Source organism: Bradyrhizobium sp. USDA 4449, assembly GCF_054056275.1.
In genome coordinates, this window is record NZ_JBSRYD010000001.1 from 7570000 (window position 1) to 7595732 (window position 25733).

Genomic DNA, 25733 nt, shown 5'->3' on the forward strand with positions numbered 1-25733 from the left:
CTCATCCGCACAAGGATAAGATCAGCCCGCGCCAGTGTCTAAGGTCCGAAAAGCTCCGGCCGCGCCTTTTCCTTCAAAGCTCCGCCGATGTGCTTATCGAGAAGCTTGGCGGCTCGCTCGATCGAGCCTTTTTCCAGCATTTCGATGATGGCCAGGTGCTCCCCGGTTTGCCGCCACACGCGGTCTCGGTCGAGCGTTTGACGATACTCAATCAGGCGCCGCAATTCGTTCTGACGGGCGACTGTTTGGGCCAGGAACCTGTTGCCGGACATGAGGGCAAGCGCCTCATGGAAGTCGCTGTTGGACTTGAATAGTTCGACCTGACCCAAGGTCTTGTATCCCGCACTGTGGAGAAACTCCTGGCGCTTGCGTTGCTCCGACAGGACAACGGTATCGAGCTTGAACGTTGGGGAACGCAGGCCCTGAGGCTCCAAAAAGCGCCGGAGTTCGTAGCTCTCGCGATAGGCCTCGACAGAATCGATCATCGGCAGAAACGCCCACCCATGCCCGGTGCGCCGCTGCATCCAGCCCTCGTTGACGATGCGGGTCAGGATTCGTCGGAGAGTGTGCCGTGGAATAACGTAGCGGCGCATCAGGTCCGCTTCCGTCACCGAGTCCGCGAGCTTTCCTCGTAAACGGTCTTCCGCGAGTTTCAGGTAGAGCTGCTCGGTATCTGCAGCTGGCAATGCCTCCGCGAAGGCCTTTCCCGTACGAAGCTCGGTTCTGGCCAGAAAGAAGCCCTGCCCGGGTCGGCGCTCGAGATATCCAACCGATGCCAGATAGCCCAAGGCACCCCTGATGGGACCTCGAGATGTGCCGACGACCTGCGCGAGCGAGGTCTCGGTCAGATGCGCGCCGACGGGAAGGCGCTCCATCCGAATGTACATCAGGATCCTCTGCGCGATCTCCCGGTGGAGCGCGTTCGGCGATCCGGAAGACGCCTTGTCTGAAAACTCGGTCGACTGTTCCATTTCCGATGCGGGGTGTGCGGTCCGATGTCCGGCCTCCGAGGGCGCCATGCCTCTAACAAACATCCGGCCGGCTGTCTTCCGGAAGCGGCATTCCAGCCGCTATTCGACGACAATTGTCATTTATAGATAAAAATTACATTGTCATATTTAACAATATATGGCAATTCCTTCTCCGAGCTCACAAGAAGCTCAAACGAAGTCGGTCGTTCCTTGTCATGGCGCGGCGCATTGCCGGCGATGGCCGTCGTCGCGGCTCTCGCGGTCAGCGTCGAGAAACTGACGTTCAACGGCGTCGCCGCTTCGATGATCGGCGCCGTCGCTTTGATCGTCGAGGCAATGCTCACCTGACTCGAAGGGCGGCCGCTGAGCTGGCGCCCCGAGTGCCTGGCTGGAGAGTAGGTCGAATAAGAACGGCCCGACGAGGGCGCGCCGGGAAACGCATATTTGAGGGAGGAAGTGATGCAGAAGAAGCGGCTTTGGATTGCGCTGATGCTCTTTTCGTTGGCGATGCTCAACTACATCGACCGGGTCACGCTGTCGTTTGCGGCCTCCCCAATCGCCAAGGAATTCGCCCTCTCGCCGGTCGCCCTCGGCTACCTGTTTTCGTCCTTCCTGTGGACCTACACCATCTTCCTGATTCCAGCTGGCATGCTCGTCGACAGGTTCGGAGCGAAGAAGGTCGCAGGCTTCGGCCTGGCGCTCTGGTCGGCGGCGACCGCAGCGACCGGTATCGCCGGAAGTTTCCCCTCGCTGCTCGCCACGCGCCTGGCGATGGGAGCGGGCGAAGCTACCAGCAATCCCGCCGGCGCCCGCGTGATCCGCGAGTGGATCCCTGCTTCGGAACGGGGGATGACGAACGCGATCTTCAACAGCGGATCGTACGCCGGCCCGGCAGTCTGTGCGCTCGTGGCGGGTCCCATCATCGCGAGTTACGGTTGGCCGGCGCTGTTCTTCGCCGCCGGCGGCATCGGGTTCGTCTGGCTCGCGTGCTGGCTGACTTGGTTCGCCCGTCCGGAGGACGCGACCTGGCTCGATGAGGAAGAGCGTCAGAAGATCCTAAACGAGCGTGGCGCGAAGAAGGTCGACCTCGACGCTTCGGCGCCCAAGGTCGGGCTCATCGGCCTCCTGCGCAAGGGGCCCACGCTGTGGGGCCTGGCTCTCACCCAAGGGTGCAACGTTTATTCTCAGTATCTCTTCCTGACCTGGATGCCGAGCTACCTTCAGGCGACGAAGGGGCTCACGATCGCGAAGACAGGCTTTTACGCCGCCATTCCTTACGCGGTGGCCGTAGTGCTCTGCATCTTCGTGGGGCGGATCAGCGACCGGTTGCTGAAGGGCGACGTGGACGGCGGAAAGCGGCGCTACATGATCGCCTTCGCGATGCTGCTGGCCGCCATCATCCTATTCGCTCCGTTGGTCCAAGACGTTTGGCTCATCCTGGGTCTGATCGCCATCTCGCTCACCGGCGTTGCCTCGACAACGTCGTTGAATTTCGCTCTGCTCAACGATCTTCTCAAGCGTCCGCGCGACATTGGCGTGGCGATGGGCTTCCTCGTCGTGGGCGGCAATTTATTCGGCCTGATGGCGCCCATCGTGACGGGCTACGTCGTCGAAAGCACCGGCAACTACGACCGGGCCTTCATCATCGCCGGCGCGCTGCTCGTGGTCGGCGCCACGTCCATCCTGACGCTCACGCGACGCCCGCTGGGCGACGACGCCGAAGTTCCCGCGGTCGCTTCGCGGAAGCTCGCGACGGAGGCCTAGAGGTCTCTCATGGACATGGTCGATCTCGAACGCCGCACCATCCTGCGGGGAGCATTGCTGATGACGATAGCCGGTACAGCGACAACTCTTGGGACCGCCGCGCATGCGGCGGATGCACCTCGCTTTGCCCGGTTCGCCTATACGGGCTGCCGGACGACCAAGGAGCGCGGCGCGAGGGGCAAGGGCATCAACGTTTATGGCGTTGATCCCGCGACCGGCGCGTGGACCCACGTGCAACTCATCGAGAACCTGGTCAACCCGTCCTTCCTGGCCTTCGATCGGGAGAAGCGCTTTCTCTACGCCGTGCATGGCGACTTCAGCGAGATCTCGTCCTTCCGGATCGATCAGGACAACGGGAACCTATCGTTGATTAATCAGCAGTCGACCGGTGGCAAGAATCCCGTCCATCTGGTTGCCGATCCGACCAACCGCTTCATGATCGTTGCGAACTACGCGACGGCCTCGCTTGCGGTTCTTCCGCTCCGTCAGGATGGCGGTCTCGAGCCCCTGGTGCAGTTGCTGCAATTGCCCGGCAACGGTGGGCCGAACAAGGTCGAGCAGACGGGTTCGCATCCTCATCACGTCGTCTACGATCCATCGGGCCGCTTTCTCATCGTCCCTGACAAGGGCGTCGATTGCGTATTCACGCTCGAATTCGATCCCGCGAAGCCGCTCCTGAAGCTCGCCGAACCTGGCTTCGCCACGGCCCGGCCCGGTGCTGGCCCGAGGCACGCCTCGCACCACCCGAATTTGCCGTTCGTCTACGTGAACTACGAGCTGGACTCCTCACTGAGCGTGAATCGCTTCGATCGTGCGACCGGCGCGATCACGCCGATCCAGATCGTCCCGTCGACGCCGGACTCCTTCGTGGGCGCCAACACCTCCGCCGAAGTTGAGGTCCATCCCACCGGCCGCTTCGTCTACGTGTCCAACCGCGGCAGCGATCTGATCGGAGTCTTCTCGATCGACGCCACGTCGGGCCGCGTGACGCCGGCCGGGTGGACGGCGAGCGCCGGCCGGGGGCCGCGCTTCATGGCGATCGATCCGAGCGGAACGCTGCTCCACGCGGCTAACGAGCTCACCGACACGATCGTAACCTTCAAGATCGATCCCGGGACCGGCGCTCTCTCGCCGGCGGACCGCTTGATCGAAACGGGCAGTCCAACCTGCATTGCGTTCGCTTGACGACACGGCGTGAATTCACCGCATTGAAGAAGGAGCCACAGATGAAGATAGGCTTTGCAGGCCTCGGGCAGATGGGCCGCCCGATCGCACTGAATCTGCTGAAGTCGGGTGCGACACTGGCGGTCACGGACCGCTCCTCCAAATTGTTCGCCGAATTCGAGAGCAAGGGCGCGGCGGCGTCCATCGAACAGGCGACGATCTTCGACGCCGACGTCGTCTTCCTCTGTTTGCCCCACGACAAAGCGGTCGAGGAGGTCCTCGCAGGCGAGGGTGGTTTCCTGACCCGTGCCCGCGCCGGCCAGATCGTCATCGATCTGAGCACGATCACCTACAAGACGACCGTCTCCGCCGCGGAGAAGCTGGCATCGCGCGGCGTCCAATTCCTCGATGCACCAATCTCCGGAATGGAAGCGCGCGCGATCGACGGCACCCTCACGGTGATGTGCGGTGGCGATCGTTCGGTGTTCGATAAGGTGAAGCCGCTCTTGGACCTGATCGGCAACAAGATTCTTTATATGGGTGGCCCCGGCAGCGGTCAGCTCACGAAGCTCATCAACCAGCTTCTGTTCGACATCAATGCCGCTGCTCTCGCGGAGATCCTGCCGATGTCGAAGAAGATGGGGCTTGATCCCGATCTGGTCGGCGAAATCGTCAACAGCGGCACCGGCCGCAGCTACGCGTCGGAGTTCTTCATTCCCCGGATCCTGAAAGGGCATTTCAGCGACGGTTATCCGATGAAGCACGCCTACAAGGATCTGATCAGCGGCGCCGAATTGGGTGCCAATCTCTCGATCCCGATGCCGGTCCTGGCCGCGGCGACCGCGACCTACCAGATGGCTCTGCTGAAGGGGCACGGCGACAAGGACAAGGGCGGAATGGTTACGGTTTTCGAAGAGCTGCTCGGCGCCGACTATCGAAGTCAGGAAGGCGCGTCGGCAAAGTCAGGAGCAAAGTGATGGCGGACCACGGCATAGACAACGGACTTACCAATTACGGCGACAAGGATTTCGCCAGATTCCTGCGCCGCTCCTTTGCGCGGTCGATGGGCCTGTCCCGCGAGATGCTCGCCAAGCCGATCGTCGGCATCGCAATGACGCCCTCGGGCTTCAACAATTGCCATCGCTACATGCCCGAACTGGTCGAGGCGGTCTCGCGCGGCGTGCTCGCTGCGGGCGCGCTGCCGCGGCCATTTCCCACTGTCTCGCTTGGCGAGGTGTTCCTCAACCCGACAAGCATGATGTACCGCAACCTCATGGCGATGGACACTGAGGAGATGATCGGTGCGCAGCCCATGGACGCAGTCGTGCTTATCGGCGGCTGCGACAAGACCGTGCCCGCCCAACTGATGGGCGCGGCGTCGGCCAATCTGCCGGCGATCCAACTCGTTACTGGGCCGATGATGACGGGGCGGCACAAGGGACAGCGGTTGGGAGCCTGCACGGACTGTCGCGGCTTCTGGGCCAAGTACCGGGCGGGGACCGTCGACAAGGAGGAGATCGACACTGTTGAAGGCCGTCTGTCGGTGACCGCCGGCACCTGCGCCGTGATGGGCACGGCGTCCACCATGGCCTGCATCGCCGAGACGCTGGGCATGTCTTTGCCGGGCACCGCCGCCATCCCCGCGGTGCACGCCGATCGCCTGGTCGCGGCGGAAGAAACCGGCAAGGCCGCCGTTCGCCTGATCAGCACCAGGATTTCGCCGCGCGACGTCATCACCCGCAAGTCGGTCGAGAACGCCTTCCGTGTACTGCAGGCTGTCGGCGGCTCGACCAATGCGGTCGTGCATCTCACCGCCATCGCCGGCCGAATGGGCATCAAGATCCCGTTCTCACGGTTCAACGAGCTCTCCGACGAAACCCCGGTCCTCGTCGATCTGAAGCCCGTCGGCGAAGGTTACATGGAGGACTTCCATGCCGCTGGCGGCATGGGTGCGCTGCTGCGCGAATTGAAGCCGCTGCTTCACCTGGACACTATCGACGTCGAAGGACGCACCCTCGGCGAACGGTTGGAGGACCCTCTCGACTGGGTCAATCCGGCCGTGATCAGGCCCTTCAGCGATCCGGTGTCGAAGGATGGCGGCCTCGTCGCGCTGACGGGCAACCTGGCTCCGGATGGCGCGATCTTCAAGCGCGCCGCTGCTACGCCTGATTTGTTCGAGTCGGAGGGACGCGCCGTGGTCTTCGACAGCCTCGAAGACCTGAGCAAGCGGATCGACGATCCCAATCTGGACGTGCGTCCGGACGACATCCTCGTCCTCCAGAACGCCGGGCCGCACGCGGCGGGTATGCCGGAGGCCGGCTACCTGCCGATCCCGAAGAAGCTGGCACAGGCTGGCGTCAAGGATATGGTTCGCATCTCGGATGCGCGCATGTCCGGAACGGCGTTCGGATCGATCGTTCTGCACATCGCGCCGGAGGCCGCCGCCGGCGGTCCGCTCGCCGCCGTGCGCAACGGCGACCGTATCCGGCTGTCGATCGCCAACAAGCGGATCGACCTTCTGGTCGATGACGCCGAGATCAAGCGGCGCCTGGCTGACCATCGTTCTCCGCCGGCTCCTACCCGCGGCTACAAATCGCTGTACCGGCGGACGGTGCTGCAGGCGCCCGATGGGTGCGACTTCGACTTCCTGACGCAAGGTGACGCGCCATGACGACCTCGTTCGATCCCAATCCCGCTGCGCGCCTGCTCGCGCAGGTCTGGCACGGCTCGCAGCAGATCGCGGAACTGCCGGCGGACATCAGGCCGGCGAACATCGACCAGGGCTACGACGTCCAGGACAGGCTGATCGAACTGCTGGGCGTGCCCGTCGTCGGTTGGAAGCTAGGTGTGGGCAGCGCCAAGCTGAAGCAGCAATCCGGCGTCGGGCGATCGATCGCGGGGCGTGTACTTGAGACTCGCCGCCATGAGCCGGGCGCCGCTATCCGTCTCTCGTTTGCGGCGCCGGTCACGATCGAATTCGAGATTGCGTTCGTTCTCGGCCGGGACATTGATTCCAGCTTCATTGGAGATCCCAAGAGCGCGATATCGGAAACGCGCGTCACATTCGAATTGGTCATGGCGCGCTTCGTCGATCGTCGTTCCGTCGGGTGGCCGAGTTTCGCTGCCGACGACTCCGGCTTCGAGGCGTTGATCGTCGGCGAGAGCCTCGACGAGCGCCAGATTCCGGAACTGTTGTCCTCGCTCGTCGTGTCGGTGGACGGTCAGGAGAAGGCCCGGGCGGCGACAGGAGACGATGTGACCGATCCCTACGCGGCATTTTCCGATCTCGTTGCGATCGCCCGCGAGCGCAAGATGATCTTGCCGAAGGGAAGCATCATTTCCACGGGATCGGCCTCAACGCCATTCGCCGTGTCGGCACCGAAACGCGAAGTCAGCGCCTCGTATCTCGGAAAGAAGCTCGGCTTCTCGTTCCAGGCACCGGCGAAAACCTAAGAGACGGAGAATAGTACGATGTCCACGGTCACGATCGATCCTAGCCGTCTGCTCAACTTCGCGACATCCGTCTACGTAGCGACCGGGATGTCGCAGGATGACGCGCATCTGTGCGCCGACACGCTGGTTCAGGCGGACCTTTGGGGCCACCAGTCGCACGGCGTGATGCGACTATCGTGGTATGCGGCCCGTTTGAAGGGCGGCGTTTGCGACCCGAACGCCAAGCCCGAGCTGGTTGTCGACGCCGGCGGCCTTGCGCTGATCGACGGCCACGACGGCATGGGACAGGTGCTGACGGCGCGCGCCGCCCAGGAGGCCATTCGACGCGCCAAGGCCCACGGCATCGCCGCCGTCGGGATCCGCAACTCGAACCATTTCGGGACGGCGCTCTACTTCACGCTGATGGCGGCGCGCGAGGGATGCGTCGCTTTCCTGTCGACCAACGCCAGTCCGGCGATGGCTCCGTGGGGAGGTCGGAAGAAGACCGTCGGGACCAACCCGTGGTCGTGGGCCTGTCCGGCAGGGTCTCACGCGCCGATGGTGCTCGACATCGCCAACACCGGGGTCGCGCGTGGAAAGATCTATTTGGCGAAGCAGAAGGGTCAGTCGATTCCGGAAGGCTGGGCGATCAACGCCGCGGGCGCTCCGACGACCGATCCCGCCGAAGCCATCGAAGGGATCATCCTTCCGATGGCGCAGCACAAGGGATATGCGATTGCGCTGATGATGGACATGTTATCTGGCGTGCTCACAGGCAGCGGCTTCGGTGCCGAGATTGCCGGCCCGTATCAGGCAGAGCGGCGTAGCCAAGTAGGGCAATTGCTGATCGCGCTGAATATCGAGGCCATGCAGCCGCTGGCGGAGTTCAACGCACGCATGGAGAAACTGATCTCGCAGATCAAGTGCGTCCCTCTCGCGCAAGGCTTCTCTGAGGTCTTTTATCCCGGCGAGATCGAAGCGCGCAACGACACCGACCACAGGCGAGATGGTTTGACGCTGCCCGTCGATACCCTTGCAGATTTGAGGAGGGTTGCCGAAGTCTATGGACTTCGACATCAGCTTCCCTTTTGAGCCTGGTCGCGAACTGAACATTTCGTCCAATAAAACGCGTCCGTCTATCCGGCGTAAGTTCGAGTGGATAGTCTCCGGCTTCGCGCCCGACAGCAGATGCGGGCCTGCGGCTTGAGAACCGACGTAAGCGTGCAACGCACCAGTTTCGCGCCAGAAACTGCGTGACCGAAACGCAACTAACACGTTCGAACATGAACAAATGCGTATCGAGGCGCATCTAGCCACCGCAGCTTACGACGCCAACAACTGTTTTTCCATCAGATCAGGGCGCCGGCTTTCACGAGGACTCCGCTTTGGCCGGCTGCCCCAACGGTGCAAAAATGACAACCAGCGAGAGCGGTCAGGATGCACCACTCAAATGGCGCATCTATCTTAGCGGCTTGGCCGCAAATTCTATGAGACGCCAGATGAAACGCCCATGGAGTTTGCCGTATTAACGCTGAGAACCTAAGCGGCGCGAACCGAAGCCAAGAATTCTCCAACTTCCCTTTTGAGCTTTGCGCTCTCACCAGATAGTGAGCGTGCGGCAGCAAACACCTGCGAGGAAGCCGAGCCAGTCTCACTTGCGCCGAGTTGTACCTCGATGATGTTTTTTGAGACTTCCTGGGTTCCGTGTGCAGCTTGCTGCACATTTCGCGAAATTTCCTGCGTTGCAGCACCCTGCTCCTCGACTGCCGCCGCTACCGCTGAAGCAATCTCCGACATCTGGGCGATGGTGCAAGCAATCATCTTGATCGCATCTACAGACTCCAGTGTAGCGGTTTGAATGCCGGAAATCTGCGTGCTAATTTCCCCCGTCGCTCTTGCTGTCTGTTCCGCCAAGGCCTTGACCTCTGAGGCAACCACTGCAAACCCACGCCCAGCCTCGCCTGCGCGGGCGGCTTCGATCGTGGCGTTCAGGGCGAGCAGATTGGTTTGTCCAGCGATCGTATTTATCAATTCGACTACGTCGCCGATTCGGTCCGCGGCGTTCGCCAGTTTACCGACACGGTCATTCGTCTGAGCGACTTGCTGCACCGCTTCGCCGGCGATCCGAGCCGAATCCTGCACTTGTCGGCTGATTTCACTAACTGAGGATGCCATCTCCTCCGTTGCGGACGCAACAGACTGGACATTATTAGATGCCGCTTCGGAAGCTGCAGCAACTTTAATGGTCAGGTTCTCGGAGCGTTCTGCATTGGTGCTGAGTTTTCCAGCGGACACTTCGAGCGCTTCCGAAGCGGTTGATACAACGTTGACCACGGCGCTGATCATCTCTTCAAACTCTCCGGTAATCTGATCAACGCGTTGACCTCGCGCTAACTTAGCGCTGGCCTCCGACGCAGCCGCTTCGTCAGCTGCCTTCTTTGCGATCAGAGTACTCCTCAAAACTTCCAACGACTCCGCCATAGATCCGATTTCATCTGATTGCCCGCTAGATGGAATGCCGACATCGTTTCGACCTGCAGCGAGGTCGCAGACGACAGCCGTCAGCGATCCTAATGGTGCAATGACGCGGTTGCGCAACATCACCGTAGCGCCCGCAAGCACCGCAAGTAATGCGGCGACGGCGAACGATGCGACCGCGAGCATTGTCCACGCATCGTCGCGCGCGATACTTGCGCGGGACAATGCCTCCGCCAGTGCGGCGTCCCGCACGTCGAGGAATTTTAAGAGAGCAGGAACGCTCGCGTTCGCAAATGAGTCTGTATCGATACTGTAGTTTCCATCACTGCGCGCGGCCGGCATCTCCCTTTCAAGCATCTTTACGACTGTTCCAAAATACGAATCGAGCGCATCCTTCATTGCTTGGCTCAGCCGCGGGGGATGACCAAGTTGGTCGATATCCGCATCAATTCTTTCAAGATCGACTTCAACCCTACCCTGGAAGCGATCCATTTCTGCGAACTCAGCTGCTGTAAGCGGCCGCCTTGTACTAACCGCGGGTGACAACTTACCTTGACGACTGCCGGCCGAAATTCGCAAATCTTGCGCAGTCCGCGCTACATTCAGCAAGACCGTTAGAGACGCGTCAGCAACGGTCACCCTATTTTCTAGCCGATTTAGGACCGGTTCTATGATCTGAATGACTTGAGCAAGTCCGGGTAAGAAATCCTTCAGCACGGATTGATCGCGCGCCGCTAGGGAATACTTCACGGCCCTGTCCGACTTCGAATACACTTCTGCAAGCCTGCCGGCGGCTTTCCTCAGTTCTTCGTTGATCGCGGCGCCATCGCTTAGGTTGGCAAGCAGCTTATGCGCTTTTGCAAAGGCCGCGTCGGTCGCTTGACGGGTCTTCCCTATGCTTTCCAGTTGAGCAGACGTGGCCGGCTGTTCTTGAAAAAGCGGCACAAGGTAGGGAGCTCGGCTTCCCGCGACTTGCTGGCCAATGGCAAGGACTCCGCCGAAAGCTTCGACCGTCTTGATGGCCTCCGATTTATCGCCGACCGTTCTCGCCTGCGGTACAAGCACTTGTGCTCCGAGAACGACTGCAAAGGTTGTTACCGAGAGCATTGAGACTGCAAAAAGCCGACCGATCTTCATACTTCCGACTCCGCCGAAAATGGGTCGGATCAAACTATACAAGACAGCCTAAGGCGAACTTAACGCAATATTTCTTGCGTTATATTCGGAACCGATGAGGCGGTGGCATAGCGTTGGCCAATCTATCCGATAGCATTCAAAGCTGCGTCCAACATATAGCGCGTCAGCTATATCAACTATACAGTTACTGATTGACAGCGCTCGACGCAGGACCGGCTAACGAGACTCCAAAAGGGGCATCGTCAAACTCTATTCGGTGTCCGCACACGTACATAGAAGACACCCCCGCGCGCGCCGTTTTGTCGTCGGATGGCTTCAAAAACACTAAAAAGCAGCGCATCGTTCAAGGACTGAAGATGAGAGCTCTAAATTGACAGGATGTGCTCAATGACTCGGCTCGTATTCCGCTCAGAAATCCCCGCGATATTGATACGCCCCCAAGCGGGAATGTATATTCCGTGCTGAGATCTCAGCTTCGATACTTGCTCGGCTGAAATCGGCAACATGGAGAATAACCCGTCTTGGCCAGCTATCGACTGAAGGTGCGGCCATCGCGATCCCAGCCCCTCCGAAAGGTGGAATCGAAGCAAACAACAGCCGCGTTCGCATAGCGTCCAATTCGCGCTCCCAGCTACTCCTCAAGTCGGGATTGTCTAGGATCTTCGCGACAACAGCGCCACCATGATCTGGAGGCATCGAGTAGGTCGCTCGCGCAATTGAGGTCAGATTTGAGCGAACCGTGTCGACTTGTTGCCTGGACAAAGCCAGGGCATAGAGCGCTCCAGTACGTTTGCGGTAAAGTCCAAAATTTTTTGACGCCGAAACTGCGATGAATGCTTCCGGAACGGAAGCTAGCAGCAACCGAATTCCAGCGCAGTCCTCCAGCAGTCCCCTTCCAAGACCTAGGTAGGCCAAGTCGACCAACGGAAAAAGCTCACGATTGACAAGCAAATCAGTGAGCAGCTTCCATTGCTCACTATCGAGGGATGCTCCGGTCGGATTGTGGCAGCAGCCGTGGATCAGCACTGCACTTCCTCGAGCGGCCCCGGACAGCACATTCATCATCTGATCGAATCCAACCAGTTGACGTTCTACCTGGAAATAGGGGTAAGTGATTGTTTGAAGCCCCGCGGCCTCGAATATCGAGGCGTGATTCGGCCATGTAGGCAAGCCAAGGTAGATCGTTGTACATTGCGAGCGTCGCAAGACATCCGCTGCAACTCGAAGGGCGCCTGAACCACCTGGTGTTTGTAGACCGCAAATTGGCTCCGATCTCTCTTCACCGCTGATCAAGCTCCATAAGTGGCGCAAGTAGGATTCATTCCCCTCAGGCCCGATATAGCTCTTAGTCAACTGTTCTTCGCAGAGTTGGCGCTCAGCCTCTTTTACAGCCCGAAACACCGGCGTCGCGCCGAACGGATCGCGGTAAACGCCGACACCAAGATCGACTTTGTCCACGCGAGAATCGGACGCGAATTGGCCGATCAACGACAGAAGAGGATCCGGCGATTGCAATGCGAGTGACTTGAACATTCGATGCGGGACCAGTCTATGCGTTCTCTACGGCCCGAGCGTCCAGCGAGGACTTCCCAGAAGCACTTTTGGTGTGAGAGACTTCGTGGCGGCTGACCTTGATTCTTTTCATGCACAGAACCGAAACAATTCCGAGCCCGGCTAACATGGAGAGGAACATCCCCGGTGCCGCCCTATTGCCGGTGACGTCAGAGATTGCTGACACGATAAGTGGCGTGAACCCACCGACAATCGCTGCAGAAAGATTGCTGAGAACGTTCGCGAGGAAAGCTCCAGTATTGACACAAAAAATCATGATTCCGCAGGCCAACCCTGCCCTGTTCGGCGAGGTCTCCACGACATAAGTAATGGCGCCGGGGAGCTCGCCGCCGACACAGCATCCTTGAACAAAACGTAGGACAGCGAATAGCACGGCCGCGCTGGCCCCGATTGTAGCGTATCCGGGCATAGCAGCCATCGCCAAGGTCGCGACAGTCATAACAATCAGCGAGATCATAAATGCGCGGCGTCTTCCAAATCGGTCGCCAATGTGACTGAGGACCACTCCACCGAGTGGTCTTTGAGAGGTATCCAATGGCGAAGACTGCGAAGGCTGCCACAAGCGAAGCTGCGGGATCGGAGGACGGAAAGAATGTTTGACCGATATACTTCGCGAATATCCTGTAGATGATGAAATCGTAAAATTCGAGTCCGCCGCCCAAACTTGCGAGCGAGATCGTTTTCCAGTCCAGCGCACCGGCATTGATCCCAACGTGTCTTGATGGCTGCATTAGCAAGATCTCGTCTTTCCTTGCTGTCTACACGGGGTCGTAGAATTCAAATCGTCAACTTGCTTGAGGCTTCGGCAACTGCTTGCGCTCGCCTCGAGCGAACGAAAGCCATATCGGTGGTCAGTCGCTGAACAACCTCGGTAGGCGCGGTTCGTTGGGACCCCGCTTGGAATGGTGGCTGCGGCGCATACTCCAGAAGTAGCTGGATGCGTTCAGCGACGCCGATGCCCTCTATTTCGGCGACGACCTGCAGAGCCATGTCTATTCCGGCTGTTACTCCGCCGGACGAGAACAGATTTCCATCGATCGTCATACGGTCCTCGGACGGGGTGGCACCGAATGATGTGAGGAAGTGCAGAGCCTGCCAATGGCAACTCGAGCGCTTCCCTTTCAACAAGCCAGCGGCGCCCAAAAGCAGAGCCCCGTACAAATCGCAAAAATGTAACGAGCCGAGCGGCCCTGTGCGGCAACAAATTCGATAAGCTTCACAGTCGCATTCAATTCTCCGATTAACGGCAATGCTACATACAGCCGGGCGAGATATTCATCAGCGTAACAATGCCACGGTTCAATGGTCCGCGCTCTCCATACACGCAACTCAGGCGTCTCCAGATAGGTCCGTCGCCAACGAAACGTCTCTGGTCGCTCGACTTCAAGTCGCAGCTCCGACGACATTGACCGGAGCACGCGACATGCCTCATCGAATGAACCCATCTGCTCGTGAGAATCATTATGCATCTGCATCCATACTCCCACGTTTACAGCTTACCCACGGCGAACGGGAGCGTCCGCCGCACTTTCGTCTGCGTGCTCAGGCTTCCAATTGCTTGCCGATCGGCAGCGCGCGGATGCGCTTGCCGGTCGCGGCGAAGATCGCGTTCATCAGCGCTGGAGCGAACGGAGGCACGCCGGGCTCGCCGACGCCGCTCGGCGGCGTGTCCGGTCCGGGCGGCACGATATGGACGTTGGTCACCAGCGGAGCCTCATCGATCCTGACGACCTGGAAGTCGTCAAAATTCTTCTGCTCCACCTTGCCGTCCTTGAAGGTCACCGCGCCATATTTGGCGAGACTCAGGCCCATGATCGCGGCGCCCTCGATCTGCGACTGGATACGCTCGGGGTTGACGTAGGTGCCGCAGTCGATGGCGGTTTCGACCCGCGGTATCGTCAGCTTGCCCTTCTCGTCGACGGCGACCTCGACGATAGTGGCGATATAGCTGACGAAGCTGCGGTGCACGGCAATGCCGAGGCCGTGTCCCTTCGGAACCTGACGGCCCCATTCGCCCTTCTCGGCGACCAGCTCGACCACCTTGCGCAGGCGCGCGGTGTCGATCGGGTAGCTGTCATAGGGCTCGCCATAGTTCCAGAGGTCCTTGACGTTGGGCTTGACGATGCGAGGGGTACCTATCAACGCAAGGAGCGTCTCCTTCTGGTCGCGCCCGGTCGCATTTGCGATCTCGCCGACCATCGACTGCACCGCGAAGGCGCGTGGGATGTTCGAGACCGAACGGAACCAGCCGATGCGGGTAAACGCCGCGGCTTCCGGATTCTCGCAGGAGATGTTGGCGATCTCGAACGGCATGTCGACGAGACCCATGCCGAGTTCGGACGGAGCCGCGTGCTTGGCGCCTGCCGCGAAGGTCGAGGCGATGGTCGGCGCCACGCTGCGGTGGCGCCAGGCGATCACCTTGCCGTCCTTGTCCAGACCCGCCTCGATCCGCTCCGCCGAGACGGTGTGCAGGAAGTCGTGATGGAGGTCATCCTCACGCGTCCATTGCACCTTGACCGGCGTGCCGAGCTCCTTCGACAGCAGCGCGGCCTCGAGCGCAAAGTCGCATTTCGACTTGCGGCCGAAGCCGCCGCCGAGCAGCGTGACATTGACGGTGACATTGCCCTCGGGGATGCCGAGCGTCTTGGCGACGTCCTCGCGCGTGCCGCCGGGGCTCTGCACCGGCGCCCAGATCTCCGCCTTGTCGCCCTTGACGTCGGCAACCGCGACCGGCGGCTCCATGCTGACATGGGCGAGGTGGGGCAGATAATACTCGCCGACCACGACCTTGGCGGCGGCCTTCAGCGCGGCGTCCGCGTCGCCCTCCTGGCGGACGACAAGGCCCGGCTTGCGCGAGGCCTCCTCGAGCTCCTTGCGATAGGCGACGGAGTCGTACTTGCCGTTGGCGCCGTCATCCCAGACGAGCTTCAGCGCGTCGCGGCCCTTGATCGCAGCACCGGTGTTGCGGGCGATCACGGCAACGCCGCCTAGCGGCTGGAATTTCGAGGGCCACGGCCAGCCTTGAACCTTCATCACCTTCTCGACGCCGGGCACTTTCAGCGCCGCGTCCGGATCGAACGAGGTGAGCTTGCCGCCGGTCACCGGCGGGCGCGCGATCACCGCGTATTTCATATTGGGCAGTCGCACGTCGGCGCCGTAACGCGCCTTGCCGGTGGTGATGTCGTGGAGATCGACGATGCTGACCTGGCCCTTGCCGAGATAGCGGAAGTCCTTGGGGTCTTTCAGCTTGAGCCCTTCGATCGCAGGCACCGATTCCTTGGCGGCGTCAGCCGCGAGCTCGCCGAAGCCGAGCTTGCGTCCGCTCGCGCCATGGACGACCTCGTGATTGACCGCCTTCACTTCGGTGGCTGCCACGTTCCAGCGCTTGGCCGCGGCCTGCTCCAGCATGGTGCGCGCGGAGGCGCCGATCTGGCGCATCGGGATCAGATAGTGGCGCGTGCTGCGCGAGCCGTCGGTGTCCTGGTTGCCGAACTTGACCTCGTCGCCGTGAGCCTGTGCCACTTTGACCTTGGACCAGTCGGCCTCCATCTCCTCGGCGACGATCAGCGGCAGGCTGGTGCGCACGCCGGTGCCCATTTCTGAGCGGTGGGCGACAATGGTGACGGTGCCGTCGGGCGCCACCGCGACGAACACGCGCGGATCGACGACGACGCCATGCGGCATCTTGCCGGCGCCGGTCTCATAGGCAAAGGCCTGACGCGTCATCACGGGAGCGGCGAGCACGAAGCTGCCGGTGACGCCAAGACCCTTCAGGATGCTGCGGCGCGAGACCTTCTCGACCTTCAGGTTCTTTTCGAAGCCACGAAGCTTCCGCGGATTGTCGATGAAATTCATGTCACACTCCCGTCGATGCGAGGTGGACGGCGTTCTCGATGCGCTGGTAGCAGCCGCAGCGGCAGATGTTGCCCGACATCGCCTCGCGGATCTGGTCGTGCGACGGCTTGGGGTTCTCCATCAGGAGCGCCGCCGCCTGCATGATCTGGCCGGCCTGGCAGAAGCCGCATTGGGGAACATTGACCTGGCGCCAGGCCTTCTGGACGGGATGATCGCCTTCAGGATGCAGCCCCTCGATTGTGGTGACTTCGCGCCCCGCCACGTCGTTGATCGAGGTAATGCAGGAGCGGACCGCCTCCTTGTCGACGATGACGGTGCAGGCGCCGCACAGGGCTTGGCCACAGCCGAATTTGGTGCCGGTCAGCCCGGCTTCGTCGCGCAGGAACCAGAGTAGCGGGAGATCCGGGTCGCCGTCCCAGCTCTGTTCCTGGCCGTTGATCTTCACCTTGATCATGATCGTCCCTCGCTCTTCATAAGCATCCCAATTTTACGTTTCCGCCGAAGTCGGTCGGCGCGGCTGCGGCATCGCAACCTATAGTGCCCCGCCGGTAGATCCCGGCGGGGGCTGGTATGCGACTGATCCCGCTATCGTCGATAGACGATTCAGAATTCGGCGGCACCTCTAGTGCTTTTCCGTGTCACCTAATTCTGATTTAGGGTGCTAGACAGAGAGTATGCGCTCGATGACGCGACCCATACTTTGCTCAGATAGCCCCGCGATATTGATCCGTCCCGACGCCGGCATGAATATGGCATGCTCCGACCTCAGTTTCAGCACTTGGTCAGCCGAAAGCGGCAATAGAGAGAACAACCCGTCGTGGTCGGCTATCGATCGCAGATGCGGCCATCGCGATTGCAACCCCTCCGACAGGTTGGTTCTCAGCAACAACAGCCGCTTTCTCATGGTCTCCAGTTCGTTCACCCAGCTGCGCCTCAGGTCAGGGTCGCCGAGGATCTTCGCGACAACAGCTGCGCCATGATCAGGAGGCATTGAGTAACTTGATCGCGCAACTGAGGTCAGGTTTGAACGAACTGCGTCGACTTGCTGTTCGGAATAACCAAAAGCATAGAGTGCGCCAGTACGTTCGCGATAAAGTCCGAAATTTTTCGACGCCGAAACTGCGACGAAAGCTTCTGGAACGCGGCTCAGCAGCAACCGAACGCCCAGGCTATCCTCCCGTAATCCCCTTCCAAGACCTTGATAGGCTAGATCCACTAAGGGAAAGAGACCGCGTTCGACAATTAAATCTGCGAGCAACCTCCACTGGTCCATATCAAGCGACGCTCCGGTCGGATTATGGCAACAACCGTGAATCAATATGGCACTTCCCTGAGCTGCCCCTGAGAGCACACTCATCATCTGATCGAATGCAATCGATTGGCTTTCAACCTGGAAATAGCTGTAAGTGACCGTCCGAAGCCCCGCAGCCTCGAATATCGCAGCGTGATTTGGCCATGTGGGCAAGCCAAGATAGATCGTCGTACATTGCGAGCGCCGCAAGACATCAGCGGCAATTCGAAGGGCTCCAGAACCGCCAAGTGTCTGAAGACCGCAAATGAGCCCCGATCCATTTTCACCTCTGATCAAGTCCCAGAGGCTGACCAAGTAAGATTCATTCCCTTCAGGCCCGATATAGCTCTTCGTCAATTGCTCTTTACAAAGTTGGCGCTCAGCATGCTTCACAGCTTGAAACACCGGCGTATGGCCAGATTGATCGCGGTACACGCCGACACCGAGATCGACTTTGTCCACGCGCGTGTTGGTACCGAACTGCTTGATCAACGACAGAAGAGGATCGGGCGTTTGGGGGATGAGTGAATTGAACATTCGATATCTCTCGGCAGACCTGCTTATGCGTTCTCGACAGCACGAGCTGCCAGCGGAGAATTTGCTTGAGGAACTTCTCCCTGAGCGATTCCGTGACGTCCGACCGCCGCCGTCCTCAGACATAGAGCCGAAACAATTCCGAGTCCCGCAAGCGAAGACAGGAATATGCCTGGCGCGGCTCTGTTGCCCGTCATTTCAGAGATGATCGACACGATGAGCGGGGTGAACCCACCGACAATGGCCGCGGAGAGATTGTACGAGATCGCAAGCCCGCTGAATCGCAGACGATCAGGAAATAATTCCGCCGATATTGCGCCAAATGTTCCCGAAACAAGCGCGCAGGTGGCGGCGAACATCGCAAGAAACCCGAAGAGACTAATGGAGTGCGCAAGCAGGGAAACGTAAAACGGGTATGCACCAACAGCAATTCCAATTGTACCTGCCAAATACAGATGACGTCGAGACATGAAATCGCTGAGATAGCCGATGACGATAATCCCCAATGATAGAAAGCCGATCGAGTAGCTGATCGCATTGGCAGCGAGCCGGCTGTCGTAACCTGCGACTTGTGAGAGATAAGGCGCCATCGCTACGTTCAGCGTCGCGATCAGCGCCTGATTGATGCTGATGATTCCCACGCCGATCAGCACCGGGATCCAATGATTTCGCAAGACGTCGACCGCCGGAAGGCGAGCGATTTTTGCCGCTTCGAGGGAGCGAAATACCTGGGTCTCATGCAAAGAGCTGCGAAGTCGATAGCCAATGATGCCAAGAAGCCCTCCCACCAGAAAGGCGATACGCCATCCATACTCTTGCACAGCTTCGGGGGAAAGAATCCCATGCAGTACCGAGCTGACGCCGTTCGCCAGGAAAGCTCCGGTGTTGACGCAGAAAATCATAATCCCGCAGGCCAACCCCGCCCTCTTCGGCGCGGTTTCCACTACATAGGTGATGGCGCCCGGCAGTTCGCCACCGACACAGCAGCCTTGAATGAAGCGCAGGATCGCAAACAGAACTGCCGCGCTCGCGCCGATTGTTGCATAGCCCGGCATAGCGGCCATCACTAGCGTCGCGGCCGTCATGACGATCAATGAGATCATGAACGCGCGCCGTCTGCCGAATCGATCGCCGATATGACTGAGGATGATTCCGCCGAGCGGTCGTGAAAGATATCCGACCGCGAATATAGCGAAAGCCGCCACGAGCGAGACAGCGGGATCGGACGACGGAAAGAACGTTTGGCCAATATACTTCGCAAAGATTCCGTAGACTATGAAATCGTAGAATTCAAGACCGCCACCCAGACTCGCGAGCGAGATCGTCTTCAAATCCAGAACTCTTCGTCCCAACTTCGACGTGTTTTGATGACTGATCTGGCAAGGCCATATCTCCTCTTTGCTGTGCAACCGAGGTTATTGGAGAGAAATTCAATTCATCAATTTGCTCGAGGCTTTTGCGACGGCTTCCGCTCGTCTCGAACGGATGGGAGTCATGTCGGCCGTCAACCGCTCAAGCACTTTGGGCGGCGCGGATTTGGGAGAGCCTGCGTGAAATGGTGGCTGGGGCGCATATTCAAGAAGCAGTTGGATGCGCTCGGCAACCTCGACGCCCTCTATTTCGGCTACGACCTGTAGCGCCATATCTATTCCTGCGGTCACTCCGCCCGATGAGAACAGATTGCCATCGATCGTCATACGGTCCTCGGACGGGGTGGCACCGAATGATGTGAGGAAGTGCAGAGCCTGCCAATGGCAACTCGAGCGCTTCCCTTTCAACAAGCCAGCGGCGCCCAAAAGCAAAGACCCCGTACAAATCGCAAAAATGTAACGAGCCGAGCGGCCCTGTGCGGCAACAAATTCGATAAGCTCCTGGTTAAGCATGGCGGCATCTACGCCGGGACCGCCCGGAACAACGAGAAGGTCATACCGAACGAGATCCTTGAAGGTCGCAGTCGGCTGCAGGGTAAATCCCCTGGCGGAGGCGACCGGAGCGAGTGAAGAACTGACAAGATCGACCCGCCAGTTTGGTACCGAGCTGAGAACCTCAAGAGGCCCAGTAAGGTCGAGTTGGGTGATCTCTTTGAACATCACCATGCCGACGGTGAAAGGGGGCGCGGGCATCGAAGCTTCTCCAGTTGCCAAGAGCGCGCTCAAATATATAGATAGTTGGATGGCAGAAATGACAAACTCCCCCCTTAACGCGCCACAGCGCACGAAACGAGTGGTCTTTCTGGCCTATCACGACCACCAACCGCTGGACCTTGTCGGCCCTCTTCAAGTCTTTGCGCTCGCAAATCGTGAGCAGGCCTCAATGGCCTACGACATCATGGTTGCGGCTGAGCAAGCAGGTCCCGTGCGCGGTGCTTCTGGTCCCACGTTGCTCGTGGAGAATGGTCTTGACGTCTTGGACGGAGCAGACACTGTCTTGGTGCCGGGCGGACCAGGGGTTACAGCTGCTTCGCTCAACACAACACTAATTAATGCGATACGCCGAAACATACGTACCGTAAGGCGCTTGTGTTCAGTTTGCACTGGCGCATTTCTGCTTGCCGAGGCTGGCGCACTAGACGGAAGAAAGGCCACGACACACTGGCAAAGTTGCTCAGAACTATCTCGCCGCTACCCTGATATCGAGGTGCATAATTCCCCGATCTTCGTCCATGATCGCGGAGTCTGGACGTCAGCAGGCGTTACTGCCGGCATCGATATGGCGCTTGCGCTGGTAGAGCTTGACTACGGCTACGATTTAGCTGCTCGCATATCGAAAAACATGGTGGTCTACCTGCGCCGCCCTGGAGGACAAGCCCAGTTTAGTGAACCGTTGATCCTCCAGTCGCACGCCCAATCTGGGGGTTACTCCCCTCTAATCGAGGCGATATCGTCTTCACTAAGAAAAAATTGGTCAATTGAAAACCTTGCCTCCGCAGCGGGGCAATCGCCGCGAACATTCCAACGTCGCTTTAGCGCGGCAATGGGAAGACCGGCAAAAGCTGTAGTCGAATCAATTCGCGTCTCTCGCGCGAAATTGCTTATGGAGACAACAAAAACAAGGCCCTCAGCAATTGCATATCGGTGCGGCTTTGGATCCGAGGAGCAAATGAGACGAGCGTTTCACAGACAATTGGGCCTAGCTCCGAGCTCATTTAGATCGTTCTTCGGAAAATAGTGACGAATGTTGCCTTTCCCGGTAAACAGAATACGACAGTTCGTTCATCTACAACCAGCGATCCATCGGGAACGCGACGATTTGGTGCCGTACGGTTTGCATCAGAGTACGTGCCAAACGGATCAAGGTCTGGTTTCGGATCAGGAGCACCCGGGAGCGAAGCTAGTCATCGGAGACATACCTACACCGCGGCGAGACTCACAAGCGCTCTGGTTGTCGATTGTTGGTGACGGTCACGATCGCTCGTATAGATCGACGTGGCAGTGATCTTCTGAAAAGAACTTGGCTCGTGAGTTTTTCACGAGCCAAGCAGTCGGGGAGAAATATCAGAACGCGACCTTGATGCCGCCATTCACGCCGTAGAAATTGCCGTCATTGCGCGCAAAGGTCGAGTAAGCGTTGATTTGACCGCTGACATTGCCCCAGAGTGTGCCCGCGATACCGGCAACAACCTTGCCATACGTCTGGTTGGTGGCGTTGATGGGCGTCATCACCGGCAGCAGCAAGGTGGTTGATTGAGTGGTGGTGATGATGCGGCCGTCACCAAGAAAGTCGTGCTCGGCGGTAACGTTGACAAAGGGGCTATAGAGAGCGCCCTTCATCGTGAACGGCAATCGCAGCTGGACGCCTGCGCTTCCCGTCAAGCTGTCAATGTTCTGGGCATTGACGATCTGCGTCACCAGAATATCGCCGGTTTCCGTGTAACCGCCGATCGATCCATGCGTATAGTTGAGGCCACCGATCGGTCCGACGCGTACTTGGGCCACATCGAATAAATAGCCTGCCTTGGCAGCGATCGTAAATAGATCGGCGTTCGTGCTTCCGTTGATCGTGTCAATGATGCCGGCGCGGTCCGTGTGCATGATCTGCCGGCCATAGGCCACGAGCGTGTCGGCAAACCAGTTGCGCGTCGTGTACGAGCTGTATCCAGCGAATTGCAGCGCATCAATGTTCAGATGGGCATTCTGGGTAGAGAAATTCACATTGGGTCGCGCGTAGCTGAATATGCCGCCCAGCTTCCAGTCCGGACGCACCAGATATTCGACACCGACGGTACCACCGAAGCTGTTGTAGTTCGCGCCCGCGGCGAATAGCTGACCATCGAGATTGCCGCCGCCGTAGTTCAACTCACCATAGGCCGACCAACGCTTCTCTGGTGGAAGCACGACGGGGAAAGGCTTTGGTCGGCATTTTCATGTCGGCGGCGTATGCGTCAAATGCGCTGCCGGCCCCGTAAGCGCTAAAGTTGCGATATGCATCGAGACGGCCGAACGCCGATTCCGCAAAGTTATTTGCGGTCGCAAGAACGAGGCTACCCTGCTGTGCAACGATGGTCGGCGCGTCGATCTGGTTCTGCATATATCGAGCGATGAGCCCGAACCCAGCCTCGGTATAGTGCAAGCCGTCCGGGCGGAATGCCGCATTGGCACAGGTAGCGGCAAGGCAACCAAACCCGTACTGAGCCAAACCAGCCGGCGTGTTTAGGCGCTGCTCTAGGATTCGGAGGTCGAACAGGAAGACGCGGGTGCCCGATAAAGCAAACGGCCGCAAATCATTCTGGAGCGCATCGAACGCTGCATTGTAGTAGGCATGGAAGCTTGCTTGAAAGGCCGGGGTCCCAAAAGGACTTGGAGCCTGACCGACGGGTTTGAGAGCGACGTCGCCCGGCGCTAACCAGGCAATCGTCTTCAAACCTGCGTTCACGAGTTTCTGCAAATTTGCGGCGTCGCGCGCGGCTTCGTTTTGAGCGTCCACGACGGGATTGCCGGTATCAAAGGCGGTTGGAACGTGGGTAACATTCTGAACTAAGGCAGAGTTGAGGCCGTCATTGCCAATGAACTGCACCGCGACGAGATCGCTCGGACCAAACCGTCCGCCTGAGTTAATGAACGCGTTGACCTGGGCTGTTTCGCTCAGACCATTCGAACCCGAATATGCGGTCGCCCCAGAGATCGCATAGTCGAAGGCGGCAGAGTTGGGAATTCCGTATAGCTGTTGGAGCTTGTACGAGAAGGGAACGATTTGTGTTGCATCGCTGGGCGGATTCGCCGGGAACGGATTCTGGCGCGGATAGGGACAGTTTGCGAAGCCGTTAGCGTTGAAGCAGCTCACATTCCCGCGGTCCGCGTAGCTTTCACCGAAAACGGTGATGCTGGTGAACTTCGTCTGGGCGTTTGCGCCTTCGGCGCTACAGCAAAACAGGATCGCAGCTGTCGACATTAAGCCACGCCACGAGGCAGCAAATCCGACTTTCATCATCCCCTCCCGGTTTTGGTGGTCTTTCAGCCACTTGGCTTAAGAGCATATGACAATTGTTGTCGTTGACAATCGTTGTTTGTATAAACAAAAGCAATTTCAACGAATGATGCCATTTCGCAACACTCTCTGTTTTCATGAGGCATTTCTTGAGGATGTAGGATGGCAAGCAGCGCGCTCGGTCGCGTTGCCGGAGATGCTCTAGGAATTGCGTTGACCGCAAGATTTGTCGTGGGCATCGCAACTTCCGCGCCGCGCGAGCGCACGAGCTTTCTGAAGGCATCGAAAGTGGAAAGCGCTCCCGATCCTGCTGTTCAAGAACATTGTCAACGGCTTGTCGGATCTGCCGAGCTGTTGGACAAAGCCAGCTACAGGATGCCGACTCAGTCAGGCGGCGCTGGGATCATAGGAAGCAAAAGATGGCTCGGACGACTGGGGCCACTGTAAATCGAGGTCGTGCCGCCAAAGATTGTGGCGGCGCGATCAACCGGATCATCATGCAGCCAAGGGCCGGAACCTCGATATGGCAGGGAGCTCGCAGGATCGACCGCTCGCGCGAAATCGACGCCACGAAGATCGAGCGCCAGCCGATAGCCGGCCGGCAGGACGATGCAGGTTGGCCAGATTTCGATGTCAAGCTCGTAGACCTCGTTAGGAACGAGCGGCTGCTTCTCGTCGTGCGTATGAAACGGCCGGTGAGGCAGCGAGCGCTGCGGACAAAGCTTGCGGTGCGAGGCCCGAAGCCAGCCTTGAGCCAAAGGCGTGTGAGGGTCCACAGTGCCTTCGAACTCTACTTCGCGGCCGTCAGGTGAATACGCGATCATGGTGACGAATAGATCAGCATCCACGGTCGAGGACGAGATAAATAGCTTGAGCGCGAGGGGTCCAGTGATCTCTGTCGATTCCGTTAGGGGTGCCGAAATAAATCTTATTCCATCGCCCAGGGCGTCGAAGCTGTTGGAACCAGCGGCGTGCGGCACTTCCCAGTGAAGCGTCGCCGACGCCGCTTCTAGGAAGATAGATCGCCATTGCGTACGGGCGAGCGGCCAATCGTTCTCTTTGCGTAGTTCAACATCGCGGCAAAACGGGCGCCGGATGTTAAGAAGCACTCGCGACTCCTGCTCCCATCCATTATCGATGCCTTTCAAATAGTAGTCCAGAAATCGCTTCTGCAACTCCATACCGTAAGGGAGATAGAACCACTCTTCGTGACGGCCTGGATGCACCTCAAGCCATTTTTGCTTCGCTGCCGCATTGACAAAAGCCTCGAAATTGCCTCGAGGGTGCAGGCCGAATCCCGCCCAATTGGCCGAACTCAAAAAAGGCGTAATGACTTTCGACCAGTCGGGCGAGCGCGACGCGTACCATTCGTCATTGAGTTCGCGCGCTCTCACGTTGTCGAGCGTGTGGACTCGGTTATCTGCGCGTTCTCGGTCGGATAGCGCGACAGGACCGGAACTCCGCTCACCGGTCCACGGGTCCACGGGTGCCATAGTATTGCCGTGCTGCACAGCGAGAATCTGACGCGGATACCAGGTCTCGAGAAACTTGTTCGAGAGAATGCCCCCATGTCTGAAAAAGTCTCGGTAAGAGTCGGCGGCGCCTTCCCACGGAATCAAGGCAGCGAGATGCGGCGGCTGCAGCGCCGCCACATGCCATTGATTGATAGCATAGTAGGAGATGCCATTCAGGCCGACCTTTCCGTTCGACCACGAACGCGTACCGGCCCATTCAATCGCATGAAAATAATCAAGCGTCTCTCGCGGCGAGAGGATGTCGAGTAGTCCGGCGGTGCGCGCTGCGCCACGGGAATCCACTCGAACCACGGCGTAGCCCCAGGGAACCCAAATTTCAGGGTCCACAGTTTCCCAAGTTAGCAATGCGCGCCGCGATCCGTCCAGCAGGCCTGGATGCTTGTGGGTCAACCACTGCCAACTCGCCTTGTAGTGATCCTGATATCGCACGCCCTTCCCGTAAGGGCCAAGAGTCATGATGACGGGAACGGGATCGGCACCGTCGGGTCGAAAGACGTCAGCATAGAGGACGAGTCCGTCATCGACGACGATCTCCACGTTGCGCTCGATGATCACGTTTGTGCCTTTGGTTGATGC

22 protein-coding genes and 1 pseudogene are annotated in these 25733 nt (G+C 59.0%); 7 read left to right on the top strand and 16 right to left on the bottom strand.

Features of this window, described 5'->3' with window-relative positions; genetic code table 11:
• Nucleotides 1-38: 38 nt before the first annotated feature.
• Nucleotides 39-971: a GntR family transcriptional regulator gene (locus ACVIIW_RS35750; RefSeq protein ID WP_456705000.1), complete on the bottom strand. Its 933-nt coding sequence runs from the start codon at nucleotides 969-971 to the stop codon at nucleotides 39-41.
• A 116-nt stretch (nucleotides 972-1087) separates the two neighbouring features.
• A complete protein-coding gene (locus tag ACVIIW_RS35755; RefSeq protein ID WP_456705001.1) occupies nucleotides 1088-1486 on the bottom strand; it encodes a hypothetical protein in 399 nt (132 codons plus the stop codon).
• Here ACVIIW_RS35755 and ACVIIW_RS35760 point away from each other — a divergent pair.
• From ACVIIW_RS35760 to ACVIIW_RS35785, 6 genes are read left to right on the top strand one after another with little or no spacing between them, the layout of a single operon-like run.
• A complete protein-coding gene (locus ACVIIW_RS35760) occupies nucleotides 1461-2735 on the top strand; it encodes an MFS transporter (protein WP_456705002.1) in 1275 nt (424 codons plus the stop codon). The genes ACVIIW_RS35755 and ACVIIW_RS35760 overlap by 26 nt on opposite strands.
• Before the next feature lie 9 nt (nucleotides 2736-2744).
• A complete protein-coding gene (locus ACVIIW_RS35765) occupies nucleotides 2745-3920 on the top strand; it encodes a lactonase family protein (protein WP_456705003.1) in 1176 nt (391 codons plus the stop codon).
• 41 nt (nucleotides 3921-3961) lie between these two features.
• The gene (locus ACVIIW_RS35770; RefSeq protein ID WP_456705004.1) at nucleotides 3962-4876 is read left to right on the top strand and encodes an NAD(P)-dependent oxidoreductase; all 915 of its coding nucleotides are present in this window, start codon (nucleotides 3962-3964) and stop codon (nucleotides 4874-4876) included.
• Nucleotides 4876-6570: an IlvD/Edd family dehydratase gene (locus ACVIIW_RS35775; protein WP_456705005.1), complete on the top strand. Its 1695-nt coding sequence runs from the start codon at nucleotides 4876-4878 to the stop codon at nucleotides 6568-6570. The genes ACVIIW_RS35770 and ACVIIW_RS35775 overlap by 1 nt, the downstream gene beginning before the upstream one ends.
• Nucleotides 6567-7352, top strand: coding sequence for a 2-keto-4-pentenoate hydratase (locus ACVIIW_RS35780; RefSeq protein ID WP_456705006.1), 786 nt, complete (start codon nucleotides 6567-6569; stop codon nucleotides 7350-7352). Before ACVIIW_RS35775 ends, ACVIIW_RS35780 begins: the two co-directional genes overlap by 4 nt.
• Before the next feature lie 18 nt (nucleotides 7353-7370).
• On the top strand, nucleotides 7371-8423 hold the full coding sequence (locus tag ACVIIW_RS35785) for an Ldh family oxidoreductase (RefSeq protein ID WP_456705007.1): 1053 nt from the start codon (nucleotides 7371-7373) through the stop codon (nucleotides 8421-8423).
• A 447-nt stretch (nucleotides 8424-8870) separates the two neighbouring features.
• On the opposite strand, the gene ACVIIW_RS35790 is transcribed toward ACVIIW_RS35785, so the two are convergent.
• From ACVIIW_RS35790 to ACVIIW_RS35840, 11 genes and pseudogenes are all read right to left on the bottom strand, one after another.
• The gene (locus tag ACVIIW_RS35790) at nucleotides 8871-10946 is read right to left on the bottom strand and encodes a methyl-accepting chemotaxis protein (protein ID WP_456705008.1); all 2076 of its coding nucleotides are present in this window, start codon (nucleotides 10944-10946) and stop codon (nucleotides 8871-8873) included.
• Between the two features lie 365 nt (nucleotides 10947-11311).
• On the bottom strand, nucleotides 11312-11536 hold the full coding sequence (locus ACVIIW_RS35795; RefSeq protein WP_456705009.1) for an aminotransferase class I/II-fold pyridoxal phosphate-dependent enzyme: 225 nt from the start codon (nucleotides 11534-11536) through the stop codon (nucleotides 11312-11314).
• A gap of 61 nt (nucleotides 11537-11597) precedes the next feature.
• Nucleotides 11598-12479 (bottom strand): annotated as a pseudogene (locus ACVIIW_RS35800) (aminotransferase class I/II-fold pyridoxal phosphate-dependent enzyme); the annotation flags it as partial.
• Nucleotides 12480-12495: 16 nt separating this feature from the next.
• Entirely contained in the window at nucleotides 12496-13221 is a 726-nt protein-coding gene (locus tag ACVIIW_RS35805) for an MFS transporter (protein WP_456705010.1), read from the bottom strand.
• A gap of 74 nt (nucleotides 13222-13295) precedes the next feature.
• Nucleotides 13296-13679 (bottom strand): DJ-1/PfpI family protein, encoded by a 384-nt coding sequence (locus ACVIIW_RS35810; protein WP_456705011.1) that lies wholly within the window; start codon nucleotides 13677-13679, stop codon nucleotides 13296-13298.
• Nucleotides 13640-13993: a hypothetical protein gene (locus ACVIIW_RS35815; protein ID WP_456705372.1), complete on the bottom strand. Its 354-nt coding sequence runs from the start codon at nucleotides 13991-13993 to the stop codon at nucleotides 13640-13642. The genes ACVIIW_RS35810 and ACVIIW_RS35815 overlap by 40 nt, the downstream gene beginning before the upstream one ends.
• Before the next feature lie 67 nt (nucleotides 13994-14060).
• The gene (locus tag ACVIIW_RS35820; protein ID WP_456705012.1) at nucleotides 14061-16373 is read right to left on the bottom strand and encodes a molybdopterin cofactor-binding domain-containing protein; all 2313 of its coding nucleotides are present in this window, start codon (nucleotides 16371-16373) and stop codon (nucleotides 14061-14063) included.
• Nucleotide 16374: 1 nt separating this feature from the next.
• Nucleotides 16375-16827 carry a (2Fe-2S)-binding protein gene (locus ACVIIW_RS35825; protein ID WP_456705013.1) on the bottom strand — a complete coding sequence of 151 codons (453 nt, stop codon included), beginning with the start codon at nucleotides 16825-16827 and terminating at the stop codon, nucleotides 16375-16377.
• A 207-nt stretch (nucleotides 16828-17034) separates the two neighbouring features.
• Complete coding sequence (locus ACVIIW_RS35830; protein ID WP_456705014.1) at nucleotides 17035-18201, bottom strand: amino acid aminotransferase; 1167 nt, start codon at nucleotides 18199-18201, stop codon at nucleotides 17035-17037.
• A gap of 23 nt (nucleotides 18202-18224) precedes the next feature.
• Nucleotides 18225-19529, bottom strand: a complete 1305-nt coding sequence (locus ACVIIW_RS35835) for an MFS transporter (RefSeq protein ID WP_456705015.1) — start codon at nucleotides 19527-19529, stop codon at nucleotides 18225-18227.
• A 99-nt stretch (nucleotides 19530-19628) separates the two neighbouring features.
• The gene (locus tag ACVIIW_RS35840; protein WP_456705016.1) at nucleotides 19629-20321 is read right to left on the bottom strand and encodes a DJ-1/PfpI family protein; all 693 of its coding nucleotides are present in this window, start codon (nucleotides 20319-20321) and stop codon (nucleotides 19629-19631) included.
• Here ACVIIW_RS35840 and ACVIIW_RS35845 point away from each other — a divergent pair.
• On the top strand, nucleotides 20281-21366 hold the full coding sequence (locus ACVIIW_RS35845) for a GlxA family transcriptional regulator (RefSeq protein WP_456705017.1): 1086 nt from the start codon (nucleotides 20281-20283) through the stop codon (nucleotides 21364-21366). The two genes, ACVIIW_RS35840 and ACVIIW_RS35845, sit on opposite strands and share 41 nt — an antisense overlap.
• A 326-nt stretch (nucleotides 21367-21692) precedes the next feature.
• Here the strand turns inward: ACVIIW_RS35845 and ACVIIW_RS35850 are convergent, their stop codons facing one another.
• The 3 genes from ACVIIW_RS35850 to ACVIIW_RS35860 all read right to left on the bottom strand — a co-directional run bounded on the left by ACVIIW_RS35850 (nucleotide 21693) and on the right by ACVIIW_RS35860 (nucleotide 25712).
• Nucleotides 21693-22493 (bottom strand): autotransporter outer membrane beta-barrel domain-containing protein, encoded by an 801-nt coding sequence (locus tag ACVIIW_RS35850; protein WP_456705018.1) that lies wholly within the window; start codon nucleotides 22491-22493, stop codon nucleotides 21693-21695.
• Nucleotide 22494: 1 nt separating this feature from the next.
• Nucleotides 22495-23622 carry an SGNH/GDSL hydrolase family protein gene (locus ACVIIW_RS35855; RefSeq protein ID WP_456705019.1) on the bottom strand — a complete coding sequence of 376 codons (1128 nt, stop codon included), beginning with the start codon at nucleotides 23620-23622 and terminating at the stop codon, nucleotides 22495-22497.
• A 383-nt stretch (nucleotides 23623-24005) separates the two neighbouring features.
• On the bottom strand, nucleotides 24006-25712 hold the full coding sequence (locus ACVIIW_RS35860; RefSeq protein WP_456705020.1) for a CocE/NonD family hydrolase: 1707 nt from the start codon (nucleotides 25710-25712) through the stop codon (nucleotides 24006-24008).
• Between the last annotated feature and the right edge of the window lie 21 nt (nucleotides 25713-25733).

What these genes read in the sequence shown, in the direction of transcription:
- ACVIIW_RS35750 (WP_456705000.1), bottom strand. Translation starts at nt 971, where the DNA reads ATGGAACAGTCGACCGAGTTTTCAGACAAGGCGTCTTCCGGATCGCCG.
- ACVIIW_RS35760 (WP_456705002.1), top strand. Translation starts at nt 1,461, where the DNA reads ATGCTCTTTTCGTTGGCGATGCTCAACTACATCGACCGGGTCACGCTG.
- ACVIIW_RS35765 (WP_456705003.1), top strand. Translation starts at nt 2,745, where the DNA reads ATGGACATGGTCGATCTCGAACGCCGCACCATCCTGCGGGGAGCATTG.
- ACVIIW_RS35770 (WP_456705004.1), top strand. Translation starts at nt 3,962, where the DNA reads ATGAAGATAGGCTTTGCAGGCCTCGGGCAGATGGGCCGCCCGATCGCA.
- ACVIIW_RS35775 (WP_456705005.1), top strand. Translation starts at nt 4,876, where the DNA reads ATGGCGGACCACGGCATAGACAACGGACTTACCAATTACGGCGACAAG.
- ACVIIW_RS35780 (WP_456705006.1), top strand. Translation starts at nt 6,567, where the DNA reads ATGACGACCTCGTTCGATCCCAATCCCGCTGCGCGCCTGCTCGCGCAG.
- ACVIIW_RS35785 (WP_456705007.1), top strand. Translation starts at nt 7,371, where the DNA reads ATGTCCACGGTCACGATCGATCCTAGCCGTCTGCTCAACTTCGCGACA.
- ACVIIW_RS35790 (WP_456705008.1), bottom strand. Translation starts at nt 10,946, where the DNA reads ATGAAGATCGGTCGGCTTTTTGCAGTCTCAATGCTCTCGGTAACAACC.
- ACVIIW_RS35805 (WP_456705010.1), bottom strand. Translation starts at nt 13,221, where the DNA reads ATGCCGGTGCGCTGGACTGGAAAACGATCTCGCTCGCAAGTTTGGGCG.
- ACVIIW_RS35815 (WP_456705372.1), bottom strand. Translation starts at nt 13,993, where the DNA reads ATGCAGATGCATAATGATTCTCACGAGCAGATGGGTTCATTCGATGAG.
- ACVIIW_RS35820 (WP_456705012.1), bottom strand. Translation starts at nt 16,373, where the DNA reads ATGAATTTCATCGACAATCCGCGGAAGCTTCGTGGCTTCGAAAAGAAC.
- ACVIIW_RS35825 (WP_456705013.1), bottom strand. Translation starts at nt 16,827, where the DNA reads ATGATCAAGGTGAAGATCAACGGCCAGGAACAGAGCTGGGACGGCGAC.
- ACVIIW_RS35830 (WP_456705014.1), bottom strand. Translation starts at nt 18,201, where the DNA reads ATGTTCAATTCACTCATCCCCCAAACGCCCGATCCTCTTCTGTCGTTG.
- ACVIIW_RS35840 (WP_456705016.1), bottom strand. Translation starts at nt 20,321, where the DNA reads ATGCCCGCGCCCCCTTTCACCGTCGGCATGGTGATGTTCAAAGAGATC.
- ACVIIW_RS35855 (WP_456705019.1), bottom strand. Translation starts at nt 23,622, where the DNA reads ATGAAAGTCGGATTTGCTGCCTCGTGGCGTGGCTTAATGTCGACAGCT.